The sequence below is a fragment of the Pseudomonas sp. KH_046_1 genome (assembly GCF_057839025.1).
This window is the reverse complement of record NZ_CM174481.1, coordinates 4,164,669-4,190,126: the sequence shown is the minus strand read 5'-3', so window position 1 is coordinate 4,190,126 and position 25,458 is coordinate 4,164,669. Positions and strand designations below refer to the sequence as shown.

22 protein-coding genes are annotated in these 25,458 nt (G+C 60.2%); 7 read left to right on the top strand and 15 right to left on the bottom strand.

Translation table 11 applies throughout. From position 1 onward, the window contains the following. Position 1 precedes the first annotated feature (1 nt). Positions 2–1,384 carry a cysteine--tRNA ligase gene (gene cysS / locus AC3IT9_RS19305; protein WP_489270741.1) on the top strand — a complete coding sequence of 461 codons (1,383 nt, stop codon included), beginning with the start codon at positions 2–4 and terminating at the stop codon, positions 1,382–1,384. 203 nt (positions 1,385–1,587) lie between these two features. On the opposite strand, the gene AC3IT9_RS19300 is transcribed toward cysS, so the two are convergent. Then, the gene (locus AC3IT9_RS19300) at positions 1,588–3,420 is read right to left on the bottom strand and encodes a sigma-54-dependent Fis family transcriptional regulator (protein ID WP_489270739.1); all 1,833 of its coding nucleotides are present in this window, start codon (positions 3,418–3,420) and stop codon (positions 1,588–1,590) included. Positions 3,421–3,821: 401 nt separating this feature from the next. On the opposite strand from AC3IT9_RS19300, the gene AC3IT9_RS19295 reads away from it, so the two are divergent. From AC3IT9_RS19295 to AC3IT9_RS19270, 6 genes are read left to right on the top strand one after another with little or no spacing between them, the layout of a single operon-like run. After that, a complete protein-coding gene (locus tag AC3IT9_RS19295) occupies positions 3,822–4,916 on the top strand; it encodes an ABC transporter ATP-binding protein (protein ID WP_150725922.1) in 1,095 nt (364 codons plus the stop codon). Next, positions 4,916–6,031, top strand: a complete 1,116-nt coding sequence (locus AC3IT9_RS19290) for an ABC transporter ATP-binding protein (protein WP_150758932.1) — start codon at positions 4,916–4,918, stop codon at positions 6,029–6,031. Before AC3IT9_RS19295 ends, AC3IT9_RS19290 begins: the two co-directional genes overlap by 1 nt. Next, positions 6,028–6,894 carry a carbohydrate ABC transporter permease gene (locus tag AC3IT9_RS19285; protein WP_150725924.1) on the top strand — a complete coding sequence of 289 codons (867 nt, stop codon included), beginning with the start codon at positions 6,028–6,030 and terminating at the stop codon, positions 6,892–6,894. Before AC3IT9_RS19290 ends, AC3IT9_RS19285 begins: the two co-directional genes overlap by 4 nt. An 8-nt stretch (positions 6,895–6,902) precedes the next feature. Continuing rightward, complete coding sequence (locus tag AC3IT9_RS19280) at positions 6,903–7,703, top strand: carbohydrate ABC transporter permease (RefSeq protein WP_046037828.1); 801 nt, start codon at positions 6,903–6,905, stop codon at positions 7,701–7,703. A gap of 10 nt (positions 7,704–7,713) precedes the next feature. Continuing rightward, positions 7,714–7,986: a DUF2160 domain-containing protein gene (locus AC3IT9_RS19275; protein ID WP_095943787.1), complete on the top strand. Its 273-nt coding sequence runs from the start codon at positions 7,714–7,716 to the stop codon at positions 7,984–7,986. A 47-nt stretch (positions 7,987–8,033) separates the two neighbouring features. After that, a complete protein-coding gene (locus tag AC3IT9_RS19270; protein ID WP_423504042.1) occupies positions 8,034–9,776 on the top strand; it encodes an ABC transporter substrate-binding protein in 1,743 nt (580 codons plus the stop codon). A 285-nt stretch (positions 9,777–10,061) separates the two neighbouring features. Here the strand turns inward: AC3IT9_RS19270 and AC3IT9_RS19265 are convergent, their stop codons facing one another. The 14 genes from AC3IT9_RS19265 to AC3IT9_RS19200 all read right to left on the bottom strand — a co-directional run bounded on the left by AC3IT9_RS19265 (position 10,062) and on the right by AC3IT9_RS19200 (position 25,386). Then, a complete protein-coding gene (locus AC3IT9_RS19265) occupies positions 10,062–10,250 on the bottom strand; it encodes a hypothetical protein (RefSeq protein ID WP_150725927.1) in 189 nt (62 codons plus the stop codon). A gap of 196 nt (positions 10,251–10,446) precedes the next feature. Next, positions 10,447–11,910, bottom strand: coding sequence for an NADH-quinone oxidoreductase subunit NuoN (gene nuoN, locus AC3IT9_RS19260; RefSeq protein WP_150725928.1), 1,464 nt, complete (start codon positions 11,908–11,910; stop codon positions 10,447–10,449). Positions 11,911–11,917: 7 nt separating this feature from the next. After that, positions 11,918–13,450, bottom strand: coding sequence for an NADH-quinone oxidoreductase subunit M (gene nuoM, locus AC3IT9_RS19255; RefSeq protein WP_150725929.1), 1,533 nt, complete (start codon positions 13,448–13,450; stop codon positions 11,918–11,920). A 39-nt stretch (positions 13,451–13,489) separates the two neighbouring features. Beyond that, the gene (gene nuoL, locus AC3IT9_RS19250) at positions 13,490–15,343 is read right to left on the bottom strand and encodes an NADH-quinone oxidoreductase subunit L (protein WP_150755569.1); all 1,854 of its coding nucleotides are present in this window, start codon (positions 15,341–15,343) and stop codon (positions 13,490–13,492) included. Beyond that, the gene (gene nuoK / locus AC3IT9_RS19245) at positions 15,340–15,648 is read right to left on the bottom strand and encodes an NADH-quinone oxidoreductase subunit NuoK (RefSeq protein ID WP_007946416.1); all 309 of its coding nucleotides are present in this window, start codon (positions 15,646–15,648) and stop codon (positions 15,340–15,342) included. Before nuoK ends, nuoL begins: the two co-directional genes overlap by 4 nt. Positions 15,649–15,650: 2 nt before the next feature. Continuing rightward, positions 15,651–16,154, bottom strand: a complete 504-nt coding sequence (gene nuoJ / locus AC3IT9_RS19240; RefSeq protein WP_046037836.1) for an NADH-quinone oxidoreductase subunit J — start codon at positions 16,152–16,154, stop codon at positions 15,651–15,653. A gap of 9 nt (positions 16,155–16,163) precedes the next feature. Beyond that, a complete protein-coding gene (nuoI, locus tag AC3IT9_RS19235) occupies positions 16,164–16,709 on the bottom strand; it encodes an NADH-quinone oxidoreductase subunit NuoI (RefSeq protein ID WP_219098071.1) in 546 nt (181 codons plus the stop codon). A 12-nt stretch (positions 16,710–16,721) separates the two neighbouring features. After that, on the bottom strand, positions 16,722–17,729 hold the full coding sequence (gene nuoH, locus AC3IT9_RS19230) for an NADH-quinone oxidoreductase subunit NuoH (RefSeq protein WP_489270736.1): 1,008 nt from the start codon (positions 17,727–17,729) through the stop codon (positions 16,722–16,724). Continuing rightward, positions 17,726–20,440 carry an NADH-quinone oxidoreductase subunit NuoG gene (nuoG, locus tag AC3IT9_RS19225; protein ID WP_489270735.1) on the bottom strand — a complete coding sequence of 905 codons (2,715 nt, stop codon included), beginning with the start codon at positions 20,438–20,440 and terminating at the stop codon, positions 17,726–17,728. The genes nuoH and nuoG overlap by 4 nt, the downstream gene beginning before the upstream one ends. Positions 20,441–20,577: 137 nt before the next feature. Beyond that, positions 20,578–21,933, bottom strand: coding sequence for an NADH-quinone oxidoreductase subunit NuoF (nuoF, locus tag AC3IT9_RS19220; RefSeq protein ID WP_150725934.1), 1,356 nt, complete (start codon positions 21,931–21,933; stop codon positions 20,578–20,580). Beyond that, on the bottom strand, positions 21,930–22,427 hold the full coding sequence (nuoE, locus tag AC3IT9_RS19215) for an NADH-quinone oxidoreductase subunit NuoE (protein ID WP_008020715.1): 498 nt from the start codon (positions 22,425–22,427) through the stop codon (positions 21,930–21,932). Before nuoE ends, nuoF begins: the two co-directional genes overlap by 4 nt. A gap of 2 nt (positions 22,428–22,429) precedes the next feature. Further along, the gene (nuoC, locus tag AC3IT9_RS19210) at positions 22,430–24,214 is read right to left on the bottom strand and encodes an NADH-quinone oxidoreductase subunit C/D (protein ID WP_223444752.1); all 1,785 of its coding nucleotides are present in this window, start codon (positions 24,212–24,214) and stop codon (positions 22,430–22,432) included. A 73-nt stretch (positions 24,215–24,287) separates the two neighbouring features. Beyond that, on the bottom strand, positions 24,288–24,962 hold the full coding sequence (locus AC3IT9_RS19205) for a NuoB/complex I 20 kDa subunit family protein (protein ID WP_007970441.1): 675 nt from the start codon (positions 24,960–24,962) through the stop codon (positions 24,288–24,290). A gap of 10 nt (positions 24,963–24,972) precedes the next feature. Continuing rightward, the gene (locus AC3IT9_RS19200; protein WP_003223812.1) at positions 24,973–25,386 is read right to left on the bottom strand and encodes an NADH-quinone oxidoreductase subunit A; all 414 of its coding nucleotides are present in this window, start codon (positions 25,384–25,386) and stop codon (positions 24,973–24,975) included. Positions 25,387–25,458 lie beyond the last annotated feature (72 nt).

Here is a 25,458-nt window from a genome sequence, read left to right as displayed (position 1 = left end):
CGTGCTTACGATCTACAACACGCTCACCAAGAGCAAAGAAGTCTTCAAGCCTTTGGATGGCAACAACGTGCGCATGTACGTGTGCGGCATGACCGTGTACGACTATTGCCACATTGGCCACGGCCGCAGCATGGTCGCGTTTGACCTGGTGACCCGCTGGTTGCGGTTCAGCGGTTATAACCTGACCTACGTGCGCAACATCACCGACATCGAAGACAAGATCATCAATCGGGCCAAGGAGAACGGCGAGCCGTTCGACGCGCTGACCGAACGCATGATCACTGCGATGCATGAGGACGAGGCACGCCTCAACATCCTCAAGCCGGACATGGAACCGCGTGCCACCGATCACATTCCGGGCATGCTGAGCATGATCCAGACCTTGATCGACAAAGGTTATGCCTACGCACCGGGCAATGGCGACGTGTACTACCGCGTCGCCAAGTTCATGGGCTACGGCAAGCTGTCGCGCAAGAAGATCGAAGACCTGCGCATCGGCGCACGGATCGAAGTCGACGAGTCCAAGCAGGACCCGCTGGACTTCGTACTGTGGAAAGCCACCAAACCGGGAGAGCCGAGCTGGGAATCGCCGTGGGGCGCCGGGCGTCCGGGCTGGCACATCGAATGCTCGGTGATGTCCACCTGCTGCCTCGGTGAGACCTTCGACATTCATGGCGGCGGCAGCGACCTCGAGTTCCCGCACCACGAAAACGAAATCGCCCAGAGCGAAGCGGCCACCGGCAAGACCTACGCCAACGCGTGGATGCATTGCGGCATGATCCGTATCAATGGCGAGAAGATGTCCAAGTCCTTGAACAACTTCTTCACCATTCGCGACGTGCTCGACAAGTACCACCCGGAAGTCGTGCGTTACCTGCTGGTGTCGAGCCACTACCGCAGCGCGATCAACTACTCGGAAGACAACCTCAAGGACGCCAAGGGTGCCCTGGAGCGTTTCTACCATGCGTTGAAAGGCCTGCCGAACGTTGCACCTGCTGGCGGCGAAGCTTTCGTCGAGCGTTTCACCCAGGTGATGAACGACGACTTCGGCACACCGGAAGCCTGCGCGGTGCTGTTCGAGATGGTGCGTGAGATCAACCGCCTGCGCGAGAGCGATCTGAACGCAGCGGCCGGTCTGGCAGCCCGTTTGAAAGAACTGGCCAGCGTGCTGGGTGTGTTGCAGCTTGAGGCTGATGATTTCCTGCAAGCCGGTGCCGAAGGGCGCGTGGATGCAGCCGAAGTCGAGGCGTTGATCGCAGCGCGCCTGGCGGCACGTGCTGGCAAGGACTGGGCCGAATCCGACCGCATCCGCGACCAGCTCACCGCCATGGGCGTGGTGCTGGAAGACGGCAAGGGCGGCACGACCTGGCGTCTGGCTGACTGATAGATGTAATGCTTAAAAACAAAACCCGCCTTGTGCGGGTTTTTGTTTTTTTTGGGGGCTTCTGATTCTGAGGTGGCAGAACTGACGCCTTCGCGAGCAAGCCCGCTCCCACAGTTGATCTTTGGTGTGTTTGAGTTTTGTGTACGACGCAAATCCAATGTGGGAGCGGGCTTGCTCGCGAAGAGGCCCGTTCAGCCAACTTGTCATTCAGCCTGGCGCAACCTCTTATAGAGGGTATTGCGACTAACCCCCAACCGCCGGGCCAGATACGAAATATTCCCCCCCGCCGCCTGCAACTGCCGGTTCAAATCCTCGGCATCATTCAGATCCACGGCCAACGGTTCCGGCGTATCGACCGGCTCCATCTCCAGATCGACAAAAAAATCATCCGGCAAATGCTCCGGCCTTATTGGCTGTTCCTCGGCCATCGCCAATGCCACCTGCATCACACTGCTGACCTGGCGCAAATTCCCCGGCCACGGGTGACGGTCGAACAGCTCCAATACCTCGCGGCTCAGTCCAGCCCATTGGCTGGGTTCGCGATGCTGTTCCCAGAGACGTTTAAACAGCGCCTCTTTATCGCTGCGCTCTCTTAACGGTGGCAGTTCCAGGGTCAGGCCGCCGATGCGGTAATACAGGTCTTCACGAAACCGCCCCAGTTGTACCTGTTCGCGCAACGAGCGATTGGTTGCGGAAATGATACGCAAGTCCACCGGGAACAACTCGCTGCTGCCCACTGGCTGCACGCAACGCTCCTGCAACACCCGCAACAGTCGTGCCTGGGTCGGCAGCGGCATGTCGCCGATTTCGTCGAGGAACAGCGTGCCTTTGTCAGCCTTGCGGATCAGCCCGATGCTGCCTTTCTGATTGGCGCCGGTGAACGCGCCTTTCTCATATCCGAACAACTCGGACTCCACCAGTTCGGCGGGAATCGCTGCACAGTTGACGGCGATGAACGCTTGTTTGCTGCGCGAGCTGGCCTGATGCAGGGCTTTGACGAACACTTCCTTGCCGACCCCGGTTTCACCGTGGATCAGCAACGGAATGTCTTTTTCCAGCAAGCGCTCGGCCTGACGCACGGCTTTTTCCACGCGACTGTCGCCGAAATGCAGGGAGTTGAGGCTGATGGCCGCGGGTGCAGTTACAACCGGCTCGGTGAATACTCGTGGTTGAATTGATGCCTGTTTCGGCCGCTTCAACAGGCACTGAAAGCGGTTGCGCCCCGAGGTTTGCAGGGCGAAGGGCAGGCCTTCTGGCTGGTTGAGCAACTCCAGCAGCGAGACCTTGAACAGGCTTTCGACACTGACCCGCGACAGGCTGATGCCCAGCAGATTGTCGGCCCGGCGATTGGCCGACAGCACCTGGCCGGTCTCATCGAATATCAGCAACCCGGCCCACTGACTGTCGAGGTTGTTCAGCCCGGTGTTGAACGTCAGCTGGAAATGCTGGCCATGGAACAGGTTGAGGATCAGCCGGTTTTCCACGGTCTGGCTCATCATCTTGACCATGCCCAGGGTGTGGGAGGGCGGCAGGTAGCTGTCGCTGGAAACGTCCAGCACCGCGATCACCTTGCGCTCGGCATTGAAAATCGGCGCGGCGGAACCGGTCATGAAGCGGTTGGCCTTGAGGAAATGTTCATCGTGCTCGATGTGTACCGCTTGTTCGCAGGCCAGGGCGGTGCCTATGGCGTTGGTGCCGGTGCAACGTTCCATCCAGCTGGCGCCGGCGCTGAAACCCCGGGCCAGTTTGGGTTCGATAAAGCGCTGGGTGCCCCAGGACGTGAGCACCTGGCCCTGGTGGTCGGCGAGCATGATCAGGCAATTGGAATTGCTCAGGATGTTCTCGTAGTAGGGCAGCACTTCCTGATGGGTGGTTTGCACCAGTGAATGCTGGCTCTCCAGCAGTTGCGCGATGCCCGCGGCCGGCAATTGGTCGAATGCCGGCGCGCTCTGATGACTGAGGCCGAACGCGCGGCAACGGGACCAGGAGTCCTGGATGATGGCGTCGTGGGACAACGGCGATGCGGGTGCGGCCATGGCAGTCGATCTCTGAACAAGCTTTTATTGTTGTTATGGGTATTTGTGCAGCACCGCAAACTCCATGTGGGAGCGGGCTTGCTCGCGAAAGCAGTGTGTCATTCAGCAATTATTTGACTGATACACCGTCTTCGCGAGCAAGCCCGCTCCCACAGGTTTTGCATTTATTTCAGGTTCTGTGAAAGGCAAAAAGCCTCCGTAGAGTGTTGTTCACTATTGTTCACTGTCAATGGGTGAACTGTTCAATTGTTCATTTCCGATTGTTCATTTGTGTTCAGCAACGAACGCGGTTTTTACGTCTTGTTCGGGAATTTCAAGCTGAATCAACAGCTTGAATTTTTTGGCACGGATGTCGCTATGTAGCTCCGGTCGCTTGACTCCAATAATAAAAAGGCCGAGCCATGTCACTCACCCTGGAGCACGTCAGCCGCACCGTCGAGGGCCAGACCTGGATCGACGATGCCAACCTGAGTTTTGAACCCGGTTCCTTCAACGTTTTGCTGGGGCGCACCTTGTCCGGCAAGACCAGCCTGATGCGGCTGATGGCCGGTCTGGACAAGCCCGACAGCGGCCGCATCCTGATGAACGGCGTCGACGTCACCCAACGCCCCGTGCGCCTGCGCAATGTGTCGATGGTCTATCAGCAGTTCATCAACTACCCGACCATGACGGTGTTCGACAACATCGCCTCGCCGCTGCGTCAGGCCGGTGTATCCAGCGAAGTCATCCAGAACAAGGTGCTGGAAACCGCGAAGATGCTGCGCATCGAGAAGTTTCTCAAGCGCTATCCGCTGGAGCTTTCCGGCGGTCAGCAACAACGCACGGCCATGGCCCGGGCGCTGGTCAAGGATGCCGAGCTGATCCTGTTCGACGAGCCGCTGGTCAACCTAGACTACAAGTTGCGCGAAGAACTGCGCCAGGAAATGCGCGAGCTGTTCAAGGCGCGCCACACGATTGCGATCTACGCCACCACCGAGCCCAACGAAGCCCTGGCCCTGGGTGGCACCACCACCATTCTTCACGAAGGCCGGGTGATCCAGAGCGGTCAGTCCGCCTCGGTCTATCACCAGCCGCAAACGGTGCTGGCGGCGGAGCTGTTCTCCGAGCCGCCGATCAACCTGATGCCGGGACGCATTGCCGGCAACGAGGTGAGTTTCGCCAACTTCGTGCACTTCCCGCTGAACGTCGATCTGCGCCCGGTGGGCGAGGGCGAGTTCCGTTTCGGCGTGCGGCCCAGCCATATCTCGCTGGTGCCGAGCAACGACGATGACCTGGAATTGGCGGTGACCGTCGAAGTCGCGGAAATCAGCGGCTCGGAAACCTTCCTGCACGTGCGCAACGAGCACTTCCTGCTGGTGCTGCACTTGCCGGGTGTCCACGAATACGACGTCGATGCGCCGATACGCATCTACATCCCGACCCATAAACTGTTTGTGTTCGATACGCAGGGGCGGCTGGTCCAGGCGCCGGGCCGGCGTGTCACGAGGGTTGCCTGATGGCCGAAATCCGTTTGCAGAACCTCGCCCACAGCTACACCAAGACCCCGGCGGGACCGGAGGACTACGCGATCCGCGAGATGGACCACATCTGGGAGCAGGGCGGCGCCTATGCCTTGCTCGGTCCATCGGGCTGCGGCAAATCGACCTTGCTCAATATCATTTCCGGACTGCTCAGCCCGTCCCAGGGCCACGTGCTGTTCGACGGTAAAGCGGTCAACAACCTGACCCCGGAAAAGCGCAACATCGCCCAGGTTTTCCAGTTCCCGGTGGTCTACGACACCATGACGGTGTTCGACAACCTGGCCTTCCCGCTGCGCAATCAGGGCATGGCCGAGGCCAGGGTTCATAGCAAGGTGCAGGAAATCGCCGAAGTCCTCGACCTGCAGAACCTGCTGAGCAAAAAGGCGCGCAACCTCACCGCCGACGAAAAACAGAAAGTTTCCATGGGCCGCGGGCTGGTACGCGACGACGTGTCGGCGATCCTGTTCGACGAGCCGCTGACGGTGATCGACCCGCACCTGAAGTGGAAACTGCGGCGCAAGCTCAAGCAGATCCACGAGCAGTTCAACATCACCATGGTCTACGTCACCCACGATCAGCTGGAGGCCTCGACCTTCGCCGACAAGATTGCGGTGATGTACGGCGGGCAGATCGTGCAGTTCGGCACGCCAAGGGAATTGTTCGAGCGCCCGAGCCACACCTTTGTCGGCTACTTCATTGGCAGCCCCGGGATGAACCTGATCGAGGTGCAGCCGCAATCGGGTGGCGTCGGTTTCGCCTCGACTCACCTGCCGCTGTCCGAGGCCATGCAGCAGCGTATTGCTGAATCGGAGTGGAAAACCCTGAAGGTGGGCATTCGTCCGGAGTTCGTCCATGTGTGGGACGAAGCCTTTGATGACGCGCTGCGGGCAAAGGTCGTACACGTCGAAGACCTGGGCACCTACAAGATCATGAGCCTCGACCTCGATGGCGCGCCGCTGAAAGTGCGCCTGGCCGAAGACAAACCGGTGCCGCAAGGCACGGCCTACATCAGTTTTCCGGCGCAGTGGTTGATGGTCTACGCCGATGAATTCCTGCTCGAAGCCAATGCCAACCAAGAGGCGCAGCCATGAACAAGGTGCAGAACAACAAGGCCTGGTGGCTGGTGCTGCCGGTGTTCCTGCTGGTGGCGTTCAGTGCGGTGATCCCGATGATGACCGTGGTCAACTATTCGGTGCAGGACATCTTCGACCAGTCCAGCCGCTACTTCGTCGGCGCCGACTGGTACAGGCAGGTGCTGCTCGATCCGCGCCTGCACGACTCGTTGCTGCGCCAGTTCATCTACTCGGCCTGCGTGCTGCTGATCGAAATCCCCTTGGGCATCGCCATCGCCCTGACCATGCCGACCAAGGGCCGCTGGTCGTCGGTGGTGCTGATCATCCTGGCGATTCCGTTGCTGATCCCGTGGAACGTGGTCGGCACCATCTGGCAGATCTTCGGTCGGGCCGACATCGGTCTGCTGGGGGCGAGCCTCAAGGCCATGGGCATCAGCTACAACTATGCGGCGAACACCATGGACGCCTGGGTCACCGTGCTGGTGATGGACGTCTGGCACTGGACGTCGCTGGTGGCGCTGCTGTGCTTCTCCGGTCTGCGGGCGATTCCGGATGTGTATTACCAGGCGGCGCGGATCGACCGGGCCTCGGCCTGGGCGGTGTTCCGGCACATTCAGTTGCCCAAGCTCAAGAGTGTGCTGCTGATCGCCGTGATGCTGCGCTTCATGGACAGTTTCATGATCTACACCGAGCCGTTCGTGCTCACGGGCGGCGGTCCGGGCAATTCCACGACCTTCTTGAGCCAGACCCTGACGCAAATGGCGATCGGGCAGTTCGACCTGGGGCCGGCAGCGGCATTCTCGCTGGTGTACTTCCTGATCATCCTGTTGGTGTCCTGGCTGTTCTACACCGCCATGACTCACTCCGACGCCAACCGCTGAGGCCCGCCATGAGCAAGAGAAAGCTTGTTCCACTGCTGCTCTACATCCTGTTCCTGCTGGTGCCGATCTACTGGCTGCTGAACATGTCCTTCAAGAGCAACAGCGAAATCCTCGGTGGCCTGACGTTGTTCCCCCAGGATTTCACCTTCCACAACTACAAGGTGATCTTCACCGACCCGAGCTGGTACACCGGTTACCTCAACTCGCTGTACTACGTGAGCCTGAACACGGTGATTTCCCTGAGCGTGGCGCTGCCGGCGGCCTATGCGTTCTCGCGCTACCGCTTCCTCGGTGACAAGCACCTGTTCTTCTGGCTGCTGACCAACCGCATGGCGCCACCGGCGGTGTTCCTGCTGCCGTTCTTCCAGCTGTATTCCTCGATCGGCTTGTTCGATACCCACATCGCCGTGGCCCTGGCCCACTGCCTGTTCAACGTGCCGCTGGCGGTGTGGATTCTCGAAGGCTTCATGTCCGGCGTGCCCAAGGAAATCGACGAAACCGCCTACATCGATGGCTACAGCTTTCCCAAGTTCTTCGTGAAGATTTTCATCCCGCTGATCGGCTCCGGCATCGGCGTCACGGCGTTCTTCTGCTTCATGTTTTCCTGGGTCGAACTGTTGCTGGCGCGAACCCTCACCTCGGTGAACGCCAAACCGATCGCAGCGGTGATGACCCGCACTGTCTCGGCATCCGGCATTGACTGGGGCGTGCTGGCGGCGGCGGGGGTGTTGACCATCCTGCCGGGCATGCTGGTGATCTGGTTTGTTCGCAACCACGTGGCCAAGGGCTTTGCCCTGGGCCGGGTATGAGGAACTGATGATGGAATGGATGAGTTGGACCGTCCCGACGGCTGCATTCTTCAGCGTGATTGCCCTGATCCTGGTGGTCATGACCACCTGGGAATTGCGTTCGCCGAGCATCCTTCGGCGTGGTTTTCTGCCGATTGCCACCACCCGTGGCGATCGCTTGTTCATCGGTCTTCTCGGCAGCGCCTACCTGCACTTGCTGGTAATCGGCGTCACCGACTGGAGCATCTGGGTCGCCTTCGCGATGTCCCTGGTGTGGCTGTTGGCTGTGATGCGTTGGGGCTAGTCGAATCGCTCGGCAATGTTGCTCCGAAACTTAAACAGGAGGTCTCTATGTTCGACAAAAACAATAAGCTGCGACATAGCATTTCATTGGCAGCGATGCTGGCACTCAGCGGTTTGAGCGCGTCTGCCTGGGCCGATGCCTATGAAGACGCCGCGAAGAAATGGATCGGCAGTGAATTCAAGCCATCCACCCTGACGGCCGATCAACAACTCGAAGAGCTGAAGTGGTTCATCAAGGCGGCCGAGCCGTTTCGCGGGATGAGCATCAAAGTGGTCTCGGAAACCATTGCCACCCACGAGTACGAATCCAAGGTGCTGGCCAAGGCCTTCACCGAGATCACCGGGATCAAGCTGACCCACGACCTGCTGCAGGAAGGCGACGTGGTGGAAAAGCTGCAGACCCAGATGCAATCGGACAAGAACATCTATGACGGCTGGGTCAACGATTCGGACCTGATCGGTACGCACTTCCGCTACGGCAAGACCGAATCGATCACCGACCTGATGGCCAACGAGGGCAAGAACTTCACTTCGCCGACCCTCGATATCAAGGACTTCATCGGCATCTCCTTCACCACCGCGCCGGACGGCAAGATCTATCAGTTGCCCGACCAGCAGTTCGCCAACCTGTACTGGTTCCGCGCCGACTGGTTCGAACGCGCGGACCTCAAAGCCAAGTTCAAGGAAAAGTACGGCTACGAGCTCGGCGTACCGGTGAACTGGTCGGCCTATGAAGACATCGCCAAGTTCTTCAGCGAAGACGTCAAGGAGATCGATGGCAAGCGCGTCTACGGGCACATGGACTACGGCAAGAAAGACCCGTCGCTGGGTTGGCGTTTCACCGACGCCTGGTTCTCCATGGCCGGCGCTGGCGATAAAGGCATACCCAACGGCTTGCCGGTGGACGAGTGGGGTATCCGCGTCGAGGATTGTCATCCGGTCGGCTCCAGCGTGACCCGCGGAGGCGACACCAACGGCCCGGCAGCCGTGTATGCGACCACCAAGTACGTGGACTGGATGAAAAAATACGCGCCACCGGAAGCGGCGGGAATGACCTTCTCCGAATCAGGTCCCGTGCCATCCCAGGGCAACATCGCCCAGCAGATCTTCTGGTACACCGCGTTCACTGCCGACATGACCAAACCAGGCCTGCCGGTGATGAACGCCGACGGCACGCCGAAATGGCGCATGGCGCCTTCGCCGAAAGGTCCGTATTGGGAGGAGGGCATGAAACTCGGTTATCAGGACGCCGGCTCCTGGACATTCATGAAATCCACGCCTGAGAAGCAGAAACTCGCGGCCTGGCTGTACGCGCAGTTCGTGACCTCGAAAACCGTGTCGCTGAAGAAAACCATCGTCGGCCTGACGCCGATCCGCGAATCGGACATCAACTCGCAAGCCATGACCGACCTGGCGCCGAAACTCGGTGGCCTGGTGGAGTTCTACCGCAGCCCGGCCCGCGTGCAATGGACCCCGACCGGGACCAACGTGCCTGATTATCCTCGCCTGGCACAACTGTGGTGGAGCCACATCGCCGAAGCCGCCAGCGGCGAGAAAACCCCGCAACAGGCACTCGACGGCCTGGCCAAGGATCAGGACGCAATCATGACCCGTCTGGAACGCTCGAAGGCACAAGCCACCTGCGCCCCGAAAATGAACCCCGAGCGCGATGCGCAGTACTGGTTCGACCAGCCGGGCGCACCGAAGCCGAAACTGGCGAACGAGAAGCCTAAGGGCGAGACCGTGAGCTATGCCGAATTGCTGAAGTCTTGGGAGGCGGCGCGTAAGTAAGGGCTGACCTGTAAAACGCGAACGGCACCGGAAGGTGCCGTTTTTGTTGGTGTTTGTTCCACCGTCATCGCGTTCAAGCTCGCTCCCACAGGTTTTGTGCCGTACACAGAATCTGAGGGTATCCTCGGACACTGTGGGAGCGAGCTTGCTCGCGATGAGGGCGTACCAGACACAAATTATCTCTAGCCGAACAAGCATCTCAATGAGTCATTATTTTCCAGCGGTGGGCCGGTCAGGTCCAAACAGTCAAATCTTTGCACTTGGCAACCCTATGGAGCAGAAGCCTCAGCCTTGCATGCCTTCGAAAAGCTCAAGTATGTCGTCCGGTAGTGGTGCGTCAAAGTCTTCTGAAGGCACGAGTTTTTCTTTCATTGCACCGATGCGCTGGTCATAGGGTTCCTCTGCAGGTAGCCGGTACACAGAGACCAAGGTGTCCACGCGTTCTAGCGGTTCGGAGCAAGTATCTTTTTTCATGGTTCTCGATCTCTCTTGATAGCCGATCTTCGAATTTAACGGCAAATACCCCCTGTCGAATGTCAGCTATTGCCCACAGCCTTGCAGGTAGCTTCCGATAAGAGGGGAGGGGCAGCGATCTTTTGATGTGCCCCCAAACGCAAAAACGGCACCCGAAGGTGCCGTTTCCGTTTGTTACCGAGAGTCGCCTAAGCGATCAACCCGCCAGACCCGACTGTTGAACCAGGTTCAGCAGCGGTTGTGGATACAGGCCGAGGAAGAACGCCAGTACCGCGATCGCCAGCAGCATCACGCCGCCTGCGCGTTGTTCCCAGTGCAGTTGGGCGTCGACGCGACGCAGGTTTGGCTCGATCAGGAACAGGGTGACCATCACGCGAAGGTAGTAGAAGACGCCGATGGCGCTGCCCAGTACCAGGGAGCCGACCAGCCACCATTGGTGCGACTCGACGCCGGTGGCGATGATGTAGAACTTGCCGATGAAGCCCGCGGTCAGCGGGATACCGGCCAGCGACAGCATCATCACGGTCAGTACGGCGGTCAGGTACGGACGGCGCCAGAACAGGCCGCGGTATTCGTACAGGGCGTCTGCGTCACGGCCTTTGTATGGCGAGGACATCAGGGTGATCACGCCGAAGGCGCCGAGGCTGGTGATGACGTAGGTGACCAGGTACACGCCGATGGCTTCCACGGCCAGACCCTTGCTCGCCACCAGGGCGATCAGCAGGTAGCCGAAGTGAGCGATGGACGAGTAACCCAGCAGACGCTTGAGGTTGCTCTGGGTCAGTGCCAGTAGGTTACCGAACAGGATCGACGCGATGGCGATGATGGTCAGCACGTTGCTCAGCACGCCGCTGCTCGCCACTGGCGAGATCTGGAACAGACGCACCATCACCGCGAACACAGCCACTTTGGAGGCGGTAGCCAGGAACGCTGCCACCGGCGCCGGAGCACCTTCGTAAACGTCTGGAGTCCAGAGGTGGAACGGCACCAGCGACAGCTTGAACGCCAGGCCGATCAGCATCATGCCCAGGCCCAGTTGAGCCAGCGAGCTTGGCATGCCGGTGGCCGCCAGGGCCTGACCGATGCCGACGAAGCTCAGGGAGCCGGAGTCAGCGTAGAGCAGGGCCATACCGAACAACAGGAACGCGGAACCTGCAGCCGACAGCACCATGTACTTGATACCGGCTTCCAGCGAGCGCTTGTTGAAGAAGGCATAGGCCACCAGACCGTAGACCGGTACCGAGAGCAGTTCCAGACCGATGAACAACCCGGCCAGGTGCTGCGCGCTGACCAACACCAGGCCACCGGCGGCGGCCATCAGGATCAGCAGGTAAAGCTCTTCACGGTTGCCCGGGTAGCCCGTGCCGCCATCGCCGAGGTAGGCGTGGGCGAGGGTTACACAAGCGAGGGTGGCGACCAGGATCAGCGCCATGTACAGGCAGGCGAACGAGTCGATCTGCAGCAACGGAGTCACAGCCAGGGGCGCGACTTTCAAGGCAGGCAGGATCGACAGCAATGCCAGGTTCAGACCCGCCACCGACAGCAGGAAGGTCTGGGAGTGGTTGCGGCGCCAGGCAATCGCCAGCATCACCACGATGATCGTGGCGCTGGTGATCAACAACGGCGCTAGCGCGATAAAGTGTTGAGTCGTGAATTCCATAGCGCTCTTACCGGGCCGAAGCGAGTTGAGTGAAGGCGGTGCCGATCCACTGCTGCACGCCATGCATCGTAGCGGCAGAGGTGTCGAGGAACGGTTGCGGGTAAACACCGATGTAGATCACCAACGCCGCAAGACCGGCTACCATGATCAGTTCGCGACCGTCCATGCCATGCAGCACCGCGTCCGATTTGGACGGGCCGAAGAAGGCACGGTGGATCATGATCAGCGAGTAGACCGAACCGAACACCAGGCCGGACGTCGCGATCACGGTGACCCATGGGGCACTGGCAAAGGTGCCGATCAGGATCAGGAACTCTCCGACGAAGTTACCGGTCGCCGGCAAGCCCAGCGACGCGGCGGCGAAGAACAGGCTGAGGGCTGGCAGGTAAGCGATCTTCGACCACAGGCCACCCATTTCACGCATGTCGCGGGTGTGGGTGCGTTCGTACAACTGGCCACTCAAGATAAAGAGTGCCGCGGCCGACAGGCCGTGCGCCAGCATTTGCATCACCGCGCCCTGCAGCGCCAGTTGGCTGCCGGAGTAGATGCCGATCAGAACGAAGCCCATGTGGGAAACGGACGAGAAGGCAATCAGACGCTTGATGTCAGTTTGCGCGAAGGCCAGGAACGCACCGTAGAAGATCCCGATCAGACCCAGAGTCATGGCGATCGGCGCAAACTCGGCCGACGCATTCGGGAACAGCGGCAGGGCGAAACGCAGCAGACCGTACGCAGCAGTCTTCAGCAAGATACCGGCGAGGTCGACGGAACCTGCGGTCGGCGCCTGGGCGTGAGCGTCAGGCAGCCAGGAGTGGAACGGTACGACCGGCAACTTGACCGCGAAGGCGATGAAGAAACCGAGCATCAGAATGTACTCGGTGGTCAGCGACATCTTGGTTTTCAACAGATCGGCGTAGTTGAAGGTAATCACGCCGGTGTCGTTGAAGTTGACCAGAACCAGGCCCAGGATCGCCACCAGCATGATCAGGCCGGAAGCCTGAGTGAAGATGAAGAACTTGGTCGCCGCGTAGATCCGGGTTTTCTTGCCGTCCGAAGAACTGTGACCCCAGAGCGCGATGAGGAAGTACATCGGCACCAGCATCATTTCCCAGAAGAAGAAGAACATGAACAGGTCGAGGGCGAGGAACACGCCGACGACACCGCCCAGGATCCACATCAGGTTCAGGTGGAAGAAACCCACGTGACGCTGGATCTCTTTCCACGAGCAGAGTACCGAGAGGACACCCAGCAGACCGGTCAACAGGATCATCAACAGCGACAGGCCGTCGAGGGCCAGGTGCACATTGATGCCGAAACGCTGGATCCAGACGTGTTTGAACTCAATCACCCAGGTCGGATCGGCGCCTGGCGCCGGGGCAAATGAATAGTCACCGTTGGCCCACAGCCAGAGGCCGAGGGAGAGCAGCAGGGACATGGTGATCAGCGCAATCCAGCGCGGGAGGGTGGCGCCGAAGCGCTCACCCATCCAGCACAGCAGGCCGCCGATGAAGGGGATCAGGATTAGCCAGGGCAGAATCATGACGGGCTCGTTTCCTTTCGCAAATTCGCAAGGTTCATATCAGACCGCTACCAGCACGACGGCGCCAATGACCAGCACGGCACCAGCAGCCATCGAGGCGGCATACCAACGCAGTTGACCGGTCTCGGTACGGCTCAGGGCGGTGTGACCGCCTTTGGCCATGCGCGGGATCAGACCGATGGTCTGGTCGAGCGGGTCTTTGCGCAGTACATGGATGATCGCAAGGTAAGGCTTGACGAACAGTTTGTCGTAGATCCAGTCGAAGCCCCAGGCAGCGAACCACCAGGCCGAAAGGAGGCGGCCGATGCCGCTGTTGGCGACGGCAGTGACGAAGCGACGCTTGCCGAGGAACAGCAGCGCGGCCAGCAGGATACCGGCCAGAGCGATGGCGCCCGAAGCGATTTCCAGACTGTGCTTGGCTTCGCCGCCAGCATGGCCGACGCTTTCCGGCAGTACGCCGTGCAGCGGTGGAACGATCATCGCGCCGATGGCGGTGGACAATACGATCAGCACCGACAGTGGCAGCCAGTGGGCAATGCCGTGACCGGCGTGGGCTTCGGTCTTCGCTTCACCGTGGAACGCGATGAAGATCAGGCGGAAGGTGTAGAGCGAAGTCATGAACGCGCCGACCAGACCTGCATAGAGCAGACCGTTGTTGCCGCTGGCGAACGCTTCCCAGAGGATTTCGTCCTTGGAGTAGAAGCCCGCAGTCACCAGAGGCAGGGCCGCCAGGGCCGCGCCGCCGACGATGAAGCTGGCGTAGGCCAGTGGCAGTTTCTTCCACAGACCGCCCATCTTGAAGATGTTCTGCTCGTGGTGGCAGGCAACGATCACCGAACCGGACGCAAGGAACAGCAGGGCCTTGAAGAAGGCGTGGGTCATCAGGTGGAAGATCGCGCCATCCCAGGCACCAACGCCCAGGGCCAGGAACATGTAGCCGATCTGGCTCATGGTCGAGTAGGCGAGGATACGCTTGATGTCGGTCTGGACCAGGGCTGCAAAGCCTGCCAGAACCAGGGTCACGCCACCGACGATTCCTACTAGATGCAGGATCTCCGGCGCCAGGGTGAACAGGCCGTGGGTACGGGCAATCAGGTAGACGCCAGCGGTTACCATGGTTGCGGCGTGGATCAGTGCCGAAACCGGAGTCGGGCCGGCCATCGCATCCGCCAGCCAGGTTTGCAGCGGCAGTTGCGCGGATTTACCGACAGCACCGCCCAGCAGCATCAGGGTGGCCATGACCATCCAGAAGTCACCGGACTGGAATTTCTGCGGAGCCAGCACCAGCAGTTCCTGAACGTTCAGGGTGCCCAGTTGGGCAAACAGAATGAACAGGCCGATGGCCATGAACACGTCACCGATACGGGTCACGATGAAGGCTTTGAGTGCGGCGTTACCGTTGTTGCGGTTGCTATAGTAGAAACCGATCAACAGGTACGAGCACAGGCCCACGCCTTCCCAGCCGAAGTACAGGAACAACAGGTTATCGCCCAGTACCAGGAACAGCATGCTGGCGATAAACAGGTTGGTGTAGGCGAAGAAGCGCGAGTAACCGGCTTCACCGCGCATGTACCAGGAGGCGAACAGGTGGATCAGGAAGCCGACGCCAACCACCACACCGAGCATGGTCAGCGACAGGCCGTCCAGGTACAGGGCGAAGTTCGGCGTGAAGCCTTCCACCGCCATCCATTGCCACAACACCTGGGTGTAGTGACCGCCTTCCGGCGGGGCGACGTTGAATTGCCAGATCACATAGGCCGCGACGATCGCCGACAGGCCAATGGAGCCGACGCCTATCAGCGCCGAGAGGTTTTCCGAGAGGCGTCCCCGGGAGAACGCCAGCAGCACAAAACCGATCAGAGGGAAAAGGAAAGTCAGATAGAGAAGGTTCATCCGCGCATCTCACTGGCAGCGTCGATATCGAGCGTGTGGAAGCGGCGATACAGTTGCAGCAGGATCGCCAGGCCAATACTGGCCTCGGCGGCTGCCAGGCTGATCACCAGGATGAACATGATCTGTCCATCCGGCTGCGCCCAGCGGCTACCGGCAACGATGAACGCCAGGGCGGAGGCATTCATCATGACCTCCAGGCTCATCAGCACGAAGAGAATGTTGCGGCGGACCATCAGGCCGACCAGACCGAGGCAGAACAGGATGCCGGCGACCGCCAGACCATGCTCCATGGGGATAGCAGGCATCGTCATTGCTCCTTGGCTTCGTTGCGGCCCAAGTGGAACGCCGTGACGGCTGCGGCGAGCAGCAGCATCGAGGCGAGTTCGACCACCAGCAGGTAAGGACCGAACAGGCTGATGCCCACGGCCTTGGCGTCTACGGTGGTGTGGCCGATGGCTTCACCGGTCTGGTGGGAGAACAGCACATACAGCAGTTCCACCAGCAGCAGCGCGGCGAGGAGGACCGGGCCGCCCCAGATACCGGGCTTGAGCCAGGCGCGCTCTTGCTGAGCCGAGGCCGGACCCAGGTTCAGCATCATCACCACGAACACGAACAGCACCATGATGGCGCCAGCGTAGGCGATCACTTCCAGTACACCGGCGAACGGCGCGCCTAGGGCGAAGAACGTCATCGCCACGGCGATCAGCGAAATGATCAGGTAGAGCAGGGCGTGCACAGGGTTGGTGTTGGTGATCACGCGAAGCGTGGACACCACAGCGATACCCGATGCGAAATAGAAAGCGAATTCCATCTTTCTTCCTTAAGGCAGCAAGCTCTTCACGTTGATCGGTTCGGCTTCATTCTGCGCGGAGCCTTTCGGCTTCCCGGCAATCGCCATACCTGCAACACGATAGAAGTTGTAATCAGGGTTTTTGCCGGGGCCGGAGATCAGCAGATCTTCTTTCTCGTAAACCAGGTCCTGACGTTTGAACTCGGCCATCTCGAAATCCGGTGTCAGCTGGATCGCGGTGGTCGGGCAGGCTTCCTCGCAGAGGCCGCAGAAAATGCAGCGCGAGAAGTTGATGCGAAAGAACTCCGGGTACCAGCGACCGTCTTCGGTTTCAGCTTTCTGCAGCGAGATGCAACCGACCGGGCACGCCACGGCGCACAGGTTGCAGGCTACACAACGCTCTTCGCCGTCGGGGTCGCGGGTCAGGACGATACGTCCACGAAAGCGCGGCGGCAGGTACACCGCCTCTTCCGGATATTGCAGCGTGTCGCGCTTGCGGAAGGCATGGCTGAAGATCATCACCAGGCTGCGAAGCTGGGTGTAGAAGCCATGCACGATGTCAAATATGTACTTCATGATTCTCTATCCTCACTGAGCCGCGACGGCGGTCGTGTTGAGCAACACGATCGCAGCGGTCACCAGCATGTTGATGAGGGTCAGCGGCAGGCAGAACTTCCAGCTGAAATCCATCACTTGGTCATACCGTGGGCGCGGAATCGAGGCGCGCAGCAGGATGAAGAACATGATGAAGAACGCGGTTTTCAACGCGAACCAGATGAACGGGATCTGCGGCAGAATGCCAAACGGACCGTGCCAGCCACCGAAGAACAGGGTCACCAGCAGCGCCGAGATCAGCACGATGCCGATGTACTCGCCGACGAAGAACATGCCCCATTTCATGCCGGCGTATTCAATGTGGTAGCCGTCAGCCAGTTCCTGTTCCGCTTCCGGCTGGTCGAACGGGTGACGGTGAGTCACGGCGACGCCAGCGATGAAGAAGGTCAGGAAACCGAAGATCTGCGGAATGACGAACCACAGGTTCTGCGCTTGATATTCAACGATATCGCGCATGTTGAACGAGCCAACCTGGATCACGATACCCATCAGCGACAGGCCCATGAACACTTCGTACGACACGGTTTGTGCAGAGGCCCGCAAGCTGCCCAGCAGGGCGAACTTGTTGTTGCTCGACCAGCCAGCGAACAACACCGCGTAGACCGACAGGCCAGCCATTGCAAAGAAGAACAGGATGCCGATGTTGATGTCCGCGACACCCCAGGTCGGGGTGATCGGGATGATCGCGAAGGCAATCAGCAAGGCGCTCATGGCCACGACCGGCGCCAAAGTGAAGATCACTTTGTCGGCGAACGGCGGCGTCCAGTCTTCCTTGAAGAACATCTTGATCATGTCGGCGGCGATCTGGAACGCGCCGAACGGACCGACGCGGTTCGGACCGTAACGGTCTTGCCAGAGGGCGAGCAGACGACGCTCGACCCAGCTCAGCAGGGCGCCGCAAACCACTACGGCGAGCAGAATCACCACGGCCTTGAGGACCGCGATGATCACGTCGATCACTTCAGGAGTGAACAAGGTCATTGAGCTGCCTCCTGCAGACCGTCAACGGATTTGCCAAAGATCGCTGGCGGAATGCCGGCGATGCCCGCAGGCAGTGCCACCAGACCAGCACCCAGTTCTTCATTGATGCGCAGCGGCAGACGCAGGGTCTGGCCAGCCACATTCAGGCTCAGCATGGCACCGTCATTGACGCCCAAACGGTCGGCTTCAGACTTGGCCAGTGCAACATAAGCAGCTGGAATGCGTTCCTGAACCGGAGCGGCTTTCGAAGAGTTCTCTTCGCTGCCGAACAGGTGGAAGAACGGCACAACCTGCCAGGTGCCCTGGGCCGGGTTGAACGCGCGCGGAACACTGGCGAACCAGTTCAGCGAGTCACCAGTGCTTTCGATCAGGCGGGTGCCCGGGTCGCCAGCGCGGATATGACCACCGACTTCGTCCTGGAACTTGTTCCAGGCTTGCGGCGAGTTCCAGCCCGGAGACCAGGCGAATGGCACTTGCTGACGCGGCTCAGCCGAGCCCGAGTAACCTTCCATGGAGAAGGCGAACGCGGTGTCCTTGTCCTGCGGGGTACGTGGCTCGTGCACGCTGATGTCGGCGCGCATGGCGGTACGACCGGAGTAGCGCAGCGGTTCACGGGCCAGCTTCATGCCCTTGATGCGGAACGCGGCGGACGGTGCGGCATCGACGATGCGGTTCAGGATCGAGGTGCTGGAAGCGACGGCGGCGGTGGCGTGGTCCAGTTGGGTCCAGTCGATCGGCTGGTTCAACAGGGTCGCGCGCAGGGCATGCAGCCAGCGCCAGCCTTCGTGAACCAGGATGCTCGCATCCATGTACTTCGGATCGAAGACCTGGAAGAAGCGCTGGGCGCGACCTTCCTGGCTGACCAGGGTGCCGTCGCCTTCAGCGAAGCTGGCGGCTGGCAGAACCAGGTGTGCGCGGTCGCTGGTGGCAGTCTTCTGATGGTCGGCGACGATCAGCACTTTGGCGGCGCTCAGGGCAGCATCGACCTTGGCCTTGTCGGTACGGGTGTACAGATCGTTTTCCAGCACGACGATGGCGTCGGCCTTACCCTCGATCACCGCTTGCAGCGCAGCGTCGACCGATTCGCCACCGAGCATGGCCAGGCCGAGGCTGTTGGCCTCTGGCACGATCAGGCTGATGGAGCCGTTCTTCTCGCGCAGCTTCAGGGCCTTGGCGATGTTCGCGGCAGCTTCGATCAAGGCTTTGGAGCCCAGGGACGTACCGGCGATGATCAGTGGGCGCTTGGCTGCGAGCAGGGCGTCGGCGATGCGCTTGGCCAGTTCGAGGGCTTCAGCGTCCAGGCCTTCAACGGCTGGAGCGCTGGCGTCGAGGGCGTGAGCCACGGCGAAACCGATGCGGGCCAGGTCGTCTGGAGCGGCGTGAACACATTCTTCGGCGATGTCGTCGAGCTTGGTTTCAGCCAGGCTTGCGATGAACAGCGGGTTCAGCGCGTGCTGACCGATGTTCTTCACCGCGGCGTCGAGCCAAGGCTGGACGCGCATGGCGTCGGCCATGTCTTCGGCCTTGCCCTTGACCGATTGACGCAGGGACAGGGCCATGCGCGCAGCAGTCTGGGTCAGGTCTTCACCGAGGACGAACACAGCGTCGTGGTCTTCGATGTCGCGCATGTTCGGCACTGGCAGCGGGCTGTCTTTGAGCACTTGCAGGACCAGGCGGATGCGCTCCAGCTCGGCAGCTTCGATACCCGAGTAGAAATGCTCGGCGCCGACCAGTTCGCGCAGCGCGTAGTTGCTTTCGAGGCTGGCGCGGGGCGAACCGATACCGACGATGTTGCGACCGCGCAGCAGGTCGGCGGCTTTATCCAGCGCTTCGTCGAGGCTCAGCTTGGCGCCATTGGCCAGCAGTGGCTGACGCGGGCGGTCTTCGCGGTTGACATAGCCATAGCCGAAACGGCCACGGTCGCACAGGAAGTACTGGTTCACCGAACCGTTGAAGCGGTTTTCGATGCGACGAAGTTCGCCGTAACGTTCGCCCGGGGAGATGTTGCAACCGCTGGAGCAGCCATGGCAGATGCTCGGCGAGAACTGCATGTCCCACTTGCGGTTGTAGCGTTCGGAGTGAGTCTTGTCGGTGAACACACCGGTCGGGCAGACCTCGGTGAGGTTGCCGGAGAACTCGCTTTCCAGGGTGCCGTCTTCAACGCGACCGAAGTACACGTTGTCGTGGGCGCCGAATACACCGAGGTCGGTGCCGCCGGCGTAGTCTTTGTAGAAGCGCACGCAGCGGTAGCAAGCGATGCAGCGGTTCATTTCGTGGGAAATGAACGGGCCCAGTTGCTGGTTCTGGTGGGTACGCTTGGTGAAGCGGTAACGGCGCTCGTTGTGGCCGGTCATTACCGTCATGTCTTGCAGGTGGCAGTGACCGCCTTCTTCACAGACCGGGCAGTCGTGAGGGTGGTTGGTCATCAACCATTCAACAACACTGGCACGGAAGGCCTTGGATTCTTCATCTTCGATGGAGATCCAGGTGCCGTCGGTGGCAGGGGTCATGCAGGACATGACGATACGACCACGGGTGTCGTTCTCGTCGGTGTACTGCTTGATCGCGCACTGGCGGCAAGCGCCAACGCTGCCCAGGGCAGGGTGCCAGCAGAAATAAGGGATATCGAGGCCTAGCGACAGACATGCCTGTAACAGGTTGTCTGCCCCGTCGACTTCGAGCTCTTTGCCGTCTACGTGGATAGTGGCCATGGTTCAAAGTTCTTCGTTGGCCCGGTGTCAGCGGGCGTGGCTAATGGAATCTTGTTATCCGCGTGAATCAACACAGCCGTTAAAGGCGTCATCACACGAAAAGCGAAGGGCACGGACCCTTCGCCTTTTTTAAGCGTTTACGCGCCGACCAGGATCGGCCTTGCCAGAGGCGGGACGGCGGCGCTGACAGGCGCGATACCGGCTTCGAACTCTGGACGGAAGTATTTGATTGCGCTGCCCAACGGCTCCACGGCGCCCGGTGCGTGAGCACAGAAGGTCTTGCCTGGGCCGAGGAAGCCGACCAGACCCAGCAGGGTCTCGATGTCGCCTGGCTGGCCTTCACCGTTCTCGATGGCCATCAGGAGCTTGACGCTCCATGGCAAGCCATCGCGGCACGGGGTGCAGAAGCCACAGGACTCGCGAGCGAAGAACTGCTCCATGTTGCGCAGCAGGGACACCATGTTGACGCTGTCGTCCACCGCCATGGCCAGGCCGGTACCCATGCGGGTGCCCACTTTGGCGATGCCGCCGGCGTACATTTGTGCGTCCAGGTGTTCCGGCAACAGGAAGCCGGTACCGGCGCCGCCAGGCTGCCAGCACTTGAGCTTGTACCCGTCGCGCATGCCGCCGGCGTAGTCTTCGAACAGTTCGCGACCGGTGACGCCAAACGGCAATTCCCACAGACCAGGGTTCTTGACCTTGCCGGAGAAGCCCATGAGCTTGGTGCCCATGTCTTCGCTGCCTTCGCGGGCCAACGATTTGTACCAGTCCACGCCGTCGGCGATGATCGCCGGCACGTTGCACAGGGTCTCGACGTTGTTCACGCAAGTCGGCTTGCCCCACACGCCAACGGCGGCAGGGAAGGGCGGCTTGGAGCGCGGGTTGGCGCGACGGCCTTCGAGGGAGTTGATCAGTGCGGTTTCTTCACCGCAGATGTAACGCCCGGCGCCGGTGTGGACGAATAGCTCGAAATCAAAACCCGAACCCAGGATGTTCTTGCCCAGCAGGCCGGCTGCCTTGGCTTCTTCCACGGCACGGTTCAAGTGCTTGGCGGCGGTGGTGTACTCGCCACGCAGGAAGATGTAGCCACGGTAGGTTTTCAGTGCGCGGGCACTGATCAGCATGCCTTCGATCAGCAGATGGGGCAGTTGCTCCATCAGCATGCGGTCTTTCCAGGTGTTGGGCTCCATTTCATCCGCGTTGCACAGCAGGTAGCGGATGTTGATGGACTCGTCCTTGGGCATCAGGCCCCACTTAACACCCGTGGGGAAGCCTGCACCGCCGCGACCCTTGAGGCCGGAATCTTTCACGGTCTGGACGATGTCGTCCTGAGCCATGTCGGCGAAGGCCTTGCGCGCAGCGGCGTAACCGTTCTTGGCCTGGTACTCGTCGAGCCAGACGGCTTCTCCGTCGTCACGCAAACGCCAGGTCAGCGGGTGAGTCTCGGCCGAACGCTTGATGAGGTTGGCCGGACCGAAGGAAGTCAGGGTCATACGTAGCCCTCGAGCAATTTGGCAACGCCTGCTGGCTGCACATCACCGAAAGTGTCGTCGTCGATCATCAACGCCGGCGCCTTGTCGCAGTTGCCGAGGCAGCAGACCGGCAGCAGGGTGAAACGACCGTCGGCGGTGGTCTGACCCAGGCCGATGCCCAGCTTGCTCTGGATTTCGCTGACCACGGACTCGTGGCCGCCGATGTAGCAGACCATGCTGTCGCAGACGCGAATGATGTGACGGCCCACTGGCTGACGGAAGATCTGGCTATAGAACGTCGCCACGCCTTCAACGTCGCTGGCCGGGATACCGAGGATCTCGCCGATGGCGTACAAGGCGCCGTCCGGCACCCAGCCACGTTCCTTCTGGACGATCTTCAGGGCTTCGATCGACGCCGCGCGCGGGTCTTCGTAGTGATGCAACTCGTGCTCGATGGCCGAGCGCTCGGTTTCACTCAAGGTGAAACGGTCTGTCTGGATAAGCGTGCTGTTCATGCTTAGCGGTCCACGTCGGCCATAACGAAATCGATACTACCCAGGTACGCAATCAAGTCCGCGACCATGCTGCCTTTGATCACCGAAGGGATCTGCTGCAGGTGCGGGAAGCTTGGGGTGCGAATCCGGGTGCGGTAGCTCATGGTGCCGCCATCGCTCGTCAGGTAATAACTGTTGATGCCCTTGGTCGCTTCGATCATCTGGAAGGATTCGTTGGCCGGCATGACCGGGCCCCACGAAACCTGCAGGAAGTGCGTGATCAAGGTTTCGATGTGCTGCAGGGTGCGCTCTTTCGGAGGCGGCGTGGTCAGCGGGTGATCCGCCTTGTACGGGCCTTCTGGCATGTTGCGCAGGCACTGGTCGATGATCTTGATGCTCTGGCGCATCTCTTCGACGCGCACGATGCAACGGTCGTAGGCATCGCCATTGGCCGCCAGCGGCACTTCGAACTCGAAGTTCTCGTAGCCGGAGTACGGGCGCGCCTTACGCAGGTCGAAATCGCAACCAGTGGCGCGCAGGCCGGAACCGGTGACGCCCCATTCCAGGGCCTCTTTGGTGTTGTAGTCGGCGACGCCGATGGTCCGGCCGCGCAGGATGCTGTTGTCCAGTGCGGCTTTCTGGTATTCGTCCAGACGCTTTGGCATCCACTCGACGAAATCCTTGACCAGTTTTTCCCAACCGCGCGGCAGGTCGTGGGCGACGCCACCGATGCGGTACCAGGCCGGGTGCAGACGGAAGCCGGTAATGGCCTCGATCACCGTGTACGCCTTCTGGCGGTCGGTGAAGGTGAAGAACACCGGGGTCATGGCGCCGACGTCCTGGATGTAGGTACCCAGGAACAGCAGGTGGCTGGTGATCCGGAAGAACTCGGCCATCATGATGCGGATGACGTCGACCTTCTCCGGCACCTTGATGCCGGCCAGCTTTTCGACCGAGAGCACGTACGGCAGGTTGTTCATCACGCCGCCGAGGTAGTCGATACGGTCGGTGTACGGGATGAAGCTGTGCCAGGACTGACGCTCGGCCATCTTCTCGGCACCACGGTGGTGGTAACCGACGTCCGGTACGCAGTCGACGATCTCTTCACCGTCCAGCTGCAGGATGATGCGGAACGCACCGTGCGCGGACGGGTGGTTCGGGCCGAGGTTGAGGAACATGTAGTCCTCGTTCGGGCCGGAACGCTTCATGCCCCAGTCTTCAGGCTTGAAGCGCGCGGCTTCTTCCTCGAGCTGTTGCTTGGCCAGGGTCAGGCTGAACGGATCGAACTCGGTGGCACGGGCCGGGAAGTCCTTGCGCAGCGGGTGACCTTCCCAGGTCGGCGGCATCATGATGCGCGACAGATGCGGGTGGCCTTTGAAGTCGATGCCGAACATGTCCCAGACTTCACGCTCGTACCAGTTGGCGTTCGGCCAGATGCTGGTGACGGTCGGCAAGCTGAGGTCGCTCTCGGACAAGGCGACTTTGATCATGACGTCACTATTACGTTCGATCGACATCAAGTGATAGAACACGGAGAAGTCGACGCCGTTCGGCAGCCCTTGACGCTTGGTGCGCAGACGCTCGTCCACGCCGTGCAGGTCATAGAGCATGACGTACGGCTTGGGCAGGTTGCGCAGGAAGCCCAGGACTTCGACGAGTTTGGCGCGGGCAACCCAAAGCACCGGCATGCCGGTGCGGGTAGCCTGGGCGGTGAACGCCTCCGGGCCAAAACGGTTATTCAGTTCGACGACCACATCCTGGTCGTCTGCCTTGTAAGGCGGGATGTACAGAGCACTGCCTGTAGTCATGGTTATTTTATCGCTTTCGGTCAACGTAAAGAATGAAGCCAGTTTCTCGTTCTATTAAAGAAGCAGATCTGGATCAGACTTCGTCGGGGCTGCGCAGGTTGGTTACCTGAATACGCTGTTCGCGGCGCTTTTCCTTTTCGGAAGGCATCTCGGCGCGGTACACGCCTTGATCGCCAACGACCCAGGAAAGTGGACGACGCTCCTGGCCAATCGACTCCTGCAACAGCATCAAGCCTTGCAGGAAAGCCTCAGGGCGGGGCGGGCAGCCAGGCACGTAGACGTCCACGGGCAGGAACTTGTCCACCCCTTGAACGACGGAGTAGATGTCGTACATGCCACCGGAGTTGGCGCACGAACCCATGGAGATGACCCATTTAGGCTCGAGCATTTGCTCGTAGAGACGCTGAATGATCGGCGCCATCTTGATGAAGCAGGTACCGGCGATAACCATGAAATCCGCCTGGCGCGGCGATGCCCGGATAACCTCGGCGCCAAAGCGCGCGATGTCGTGGGGCGCCGTGAAGGCGGTGGTCATTTCCACGTAGCAGCACGAAAGACCGAAGTTATACGGCCACAGGGAGTTCTTGCGCCCCCAGTTGATCGTGCCGTTAAGCACGTCTTCGAGCTTGCCCATGAAAATGTTTTTGTGGACTTGATCTTCTAACGGATCGGAAACGGTTTCCCGCTGGCCAATCGGATACTGCTCGTTAGGAGCATCGGGGTCGATCCTGGTGAGATTGTATTGCATTGCCAAAGCCTCATTGTTTCAGCTTCGCTTGCCGCTTGCGCCGAGCTTCCGGAGCCCAGTCAAGGGCACCCACTCGGAATAGGTAGACAAGGCCTGCCAACAGAATTGCTATGAAAACGAGAGCTTCGACGAATCCGGTCCAGCCGCTTTCGCGGACGGACACAGACCATGCAAAGAGAAAGAGGGCTTCGATATCGAAGATCACGAAGAGCATCGCGACCAGATAGAATTTGGCTGAGAGCCGCAAGCGGGCGCCACCTGTAGGTAGCATGCCGGACTCGAACGGTTCGTTTTTGCTGCGGCCCCAGGCTTTTGACCCGAGGAGGCTGGAAACACCGAGCATGAAGGCGCAGAGGCCGACAACGCCTAGAAGGAAAATGGCAAAGCCCCAGTTGTGGGCCATGAGTCCTGTCGCTTCGGGCATGCTGGTAATCCTTAACAGAGAGCAAAGGTCTCTGAGCTTGAAAAGAAACAAAAGCAGTGACGATATGTCGCA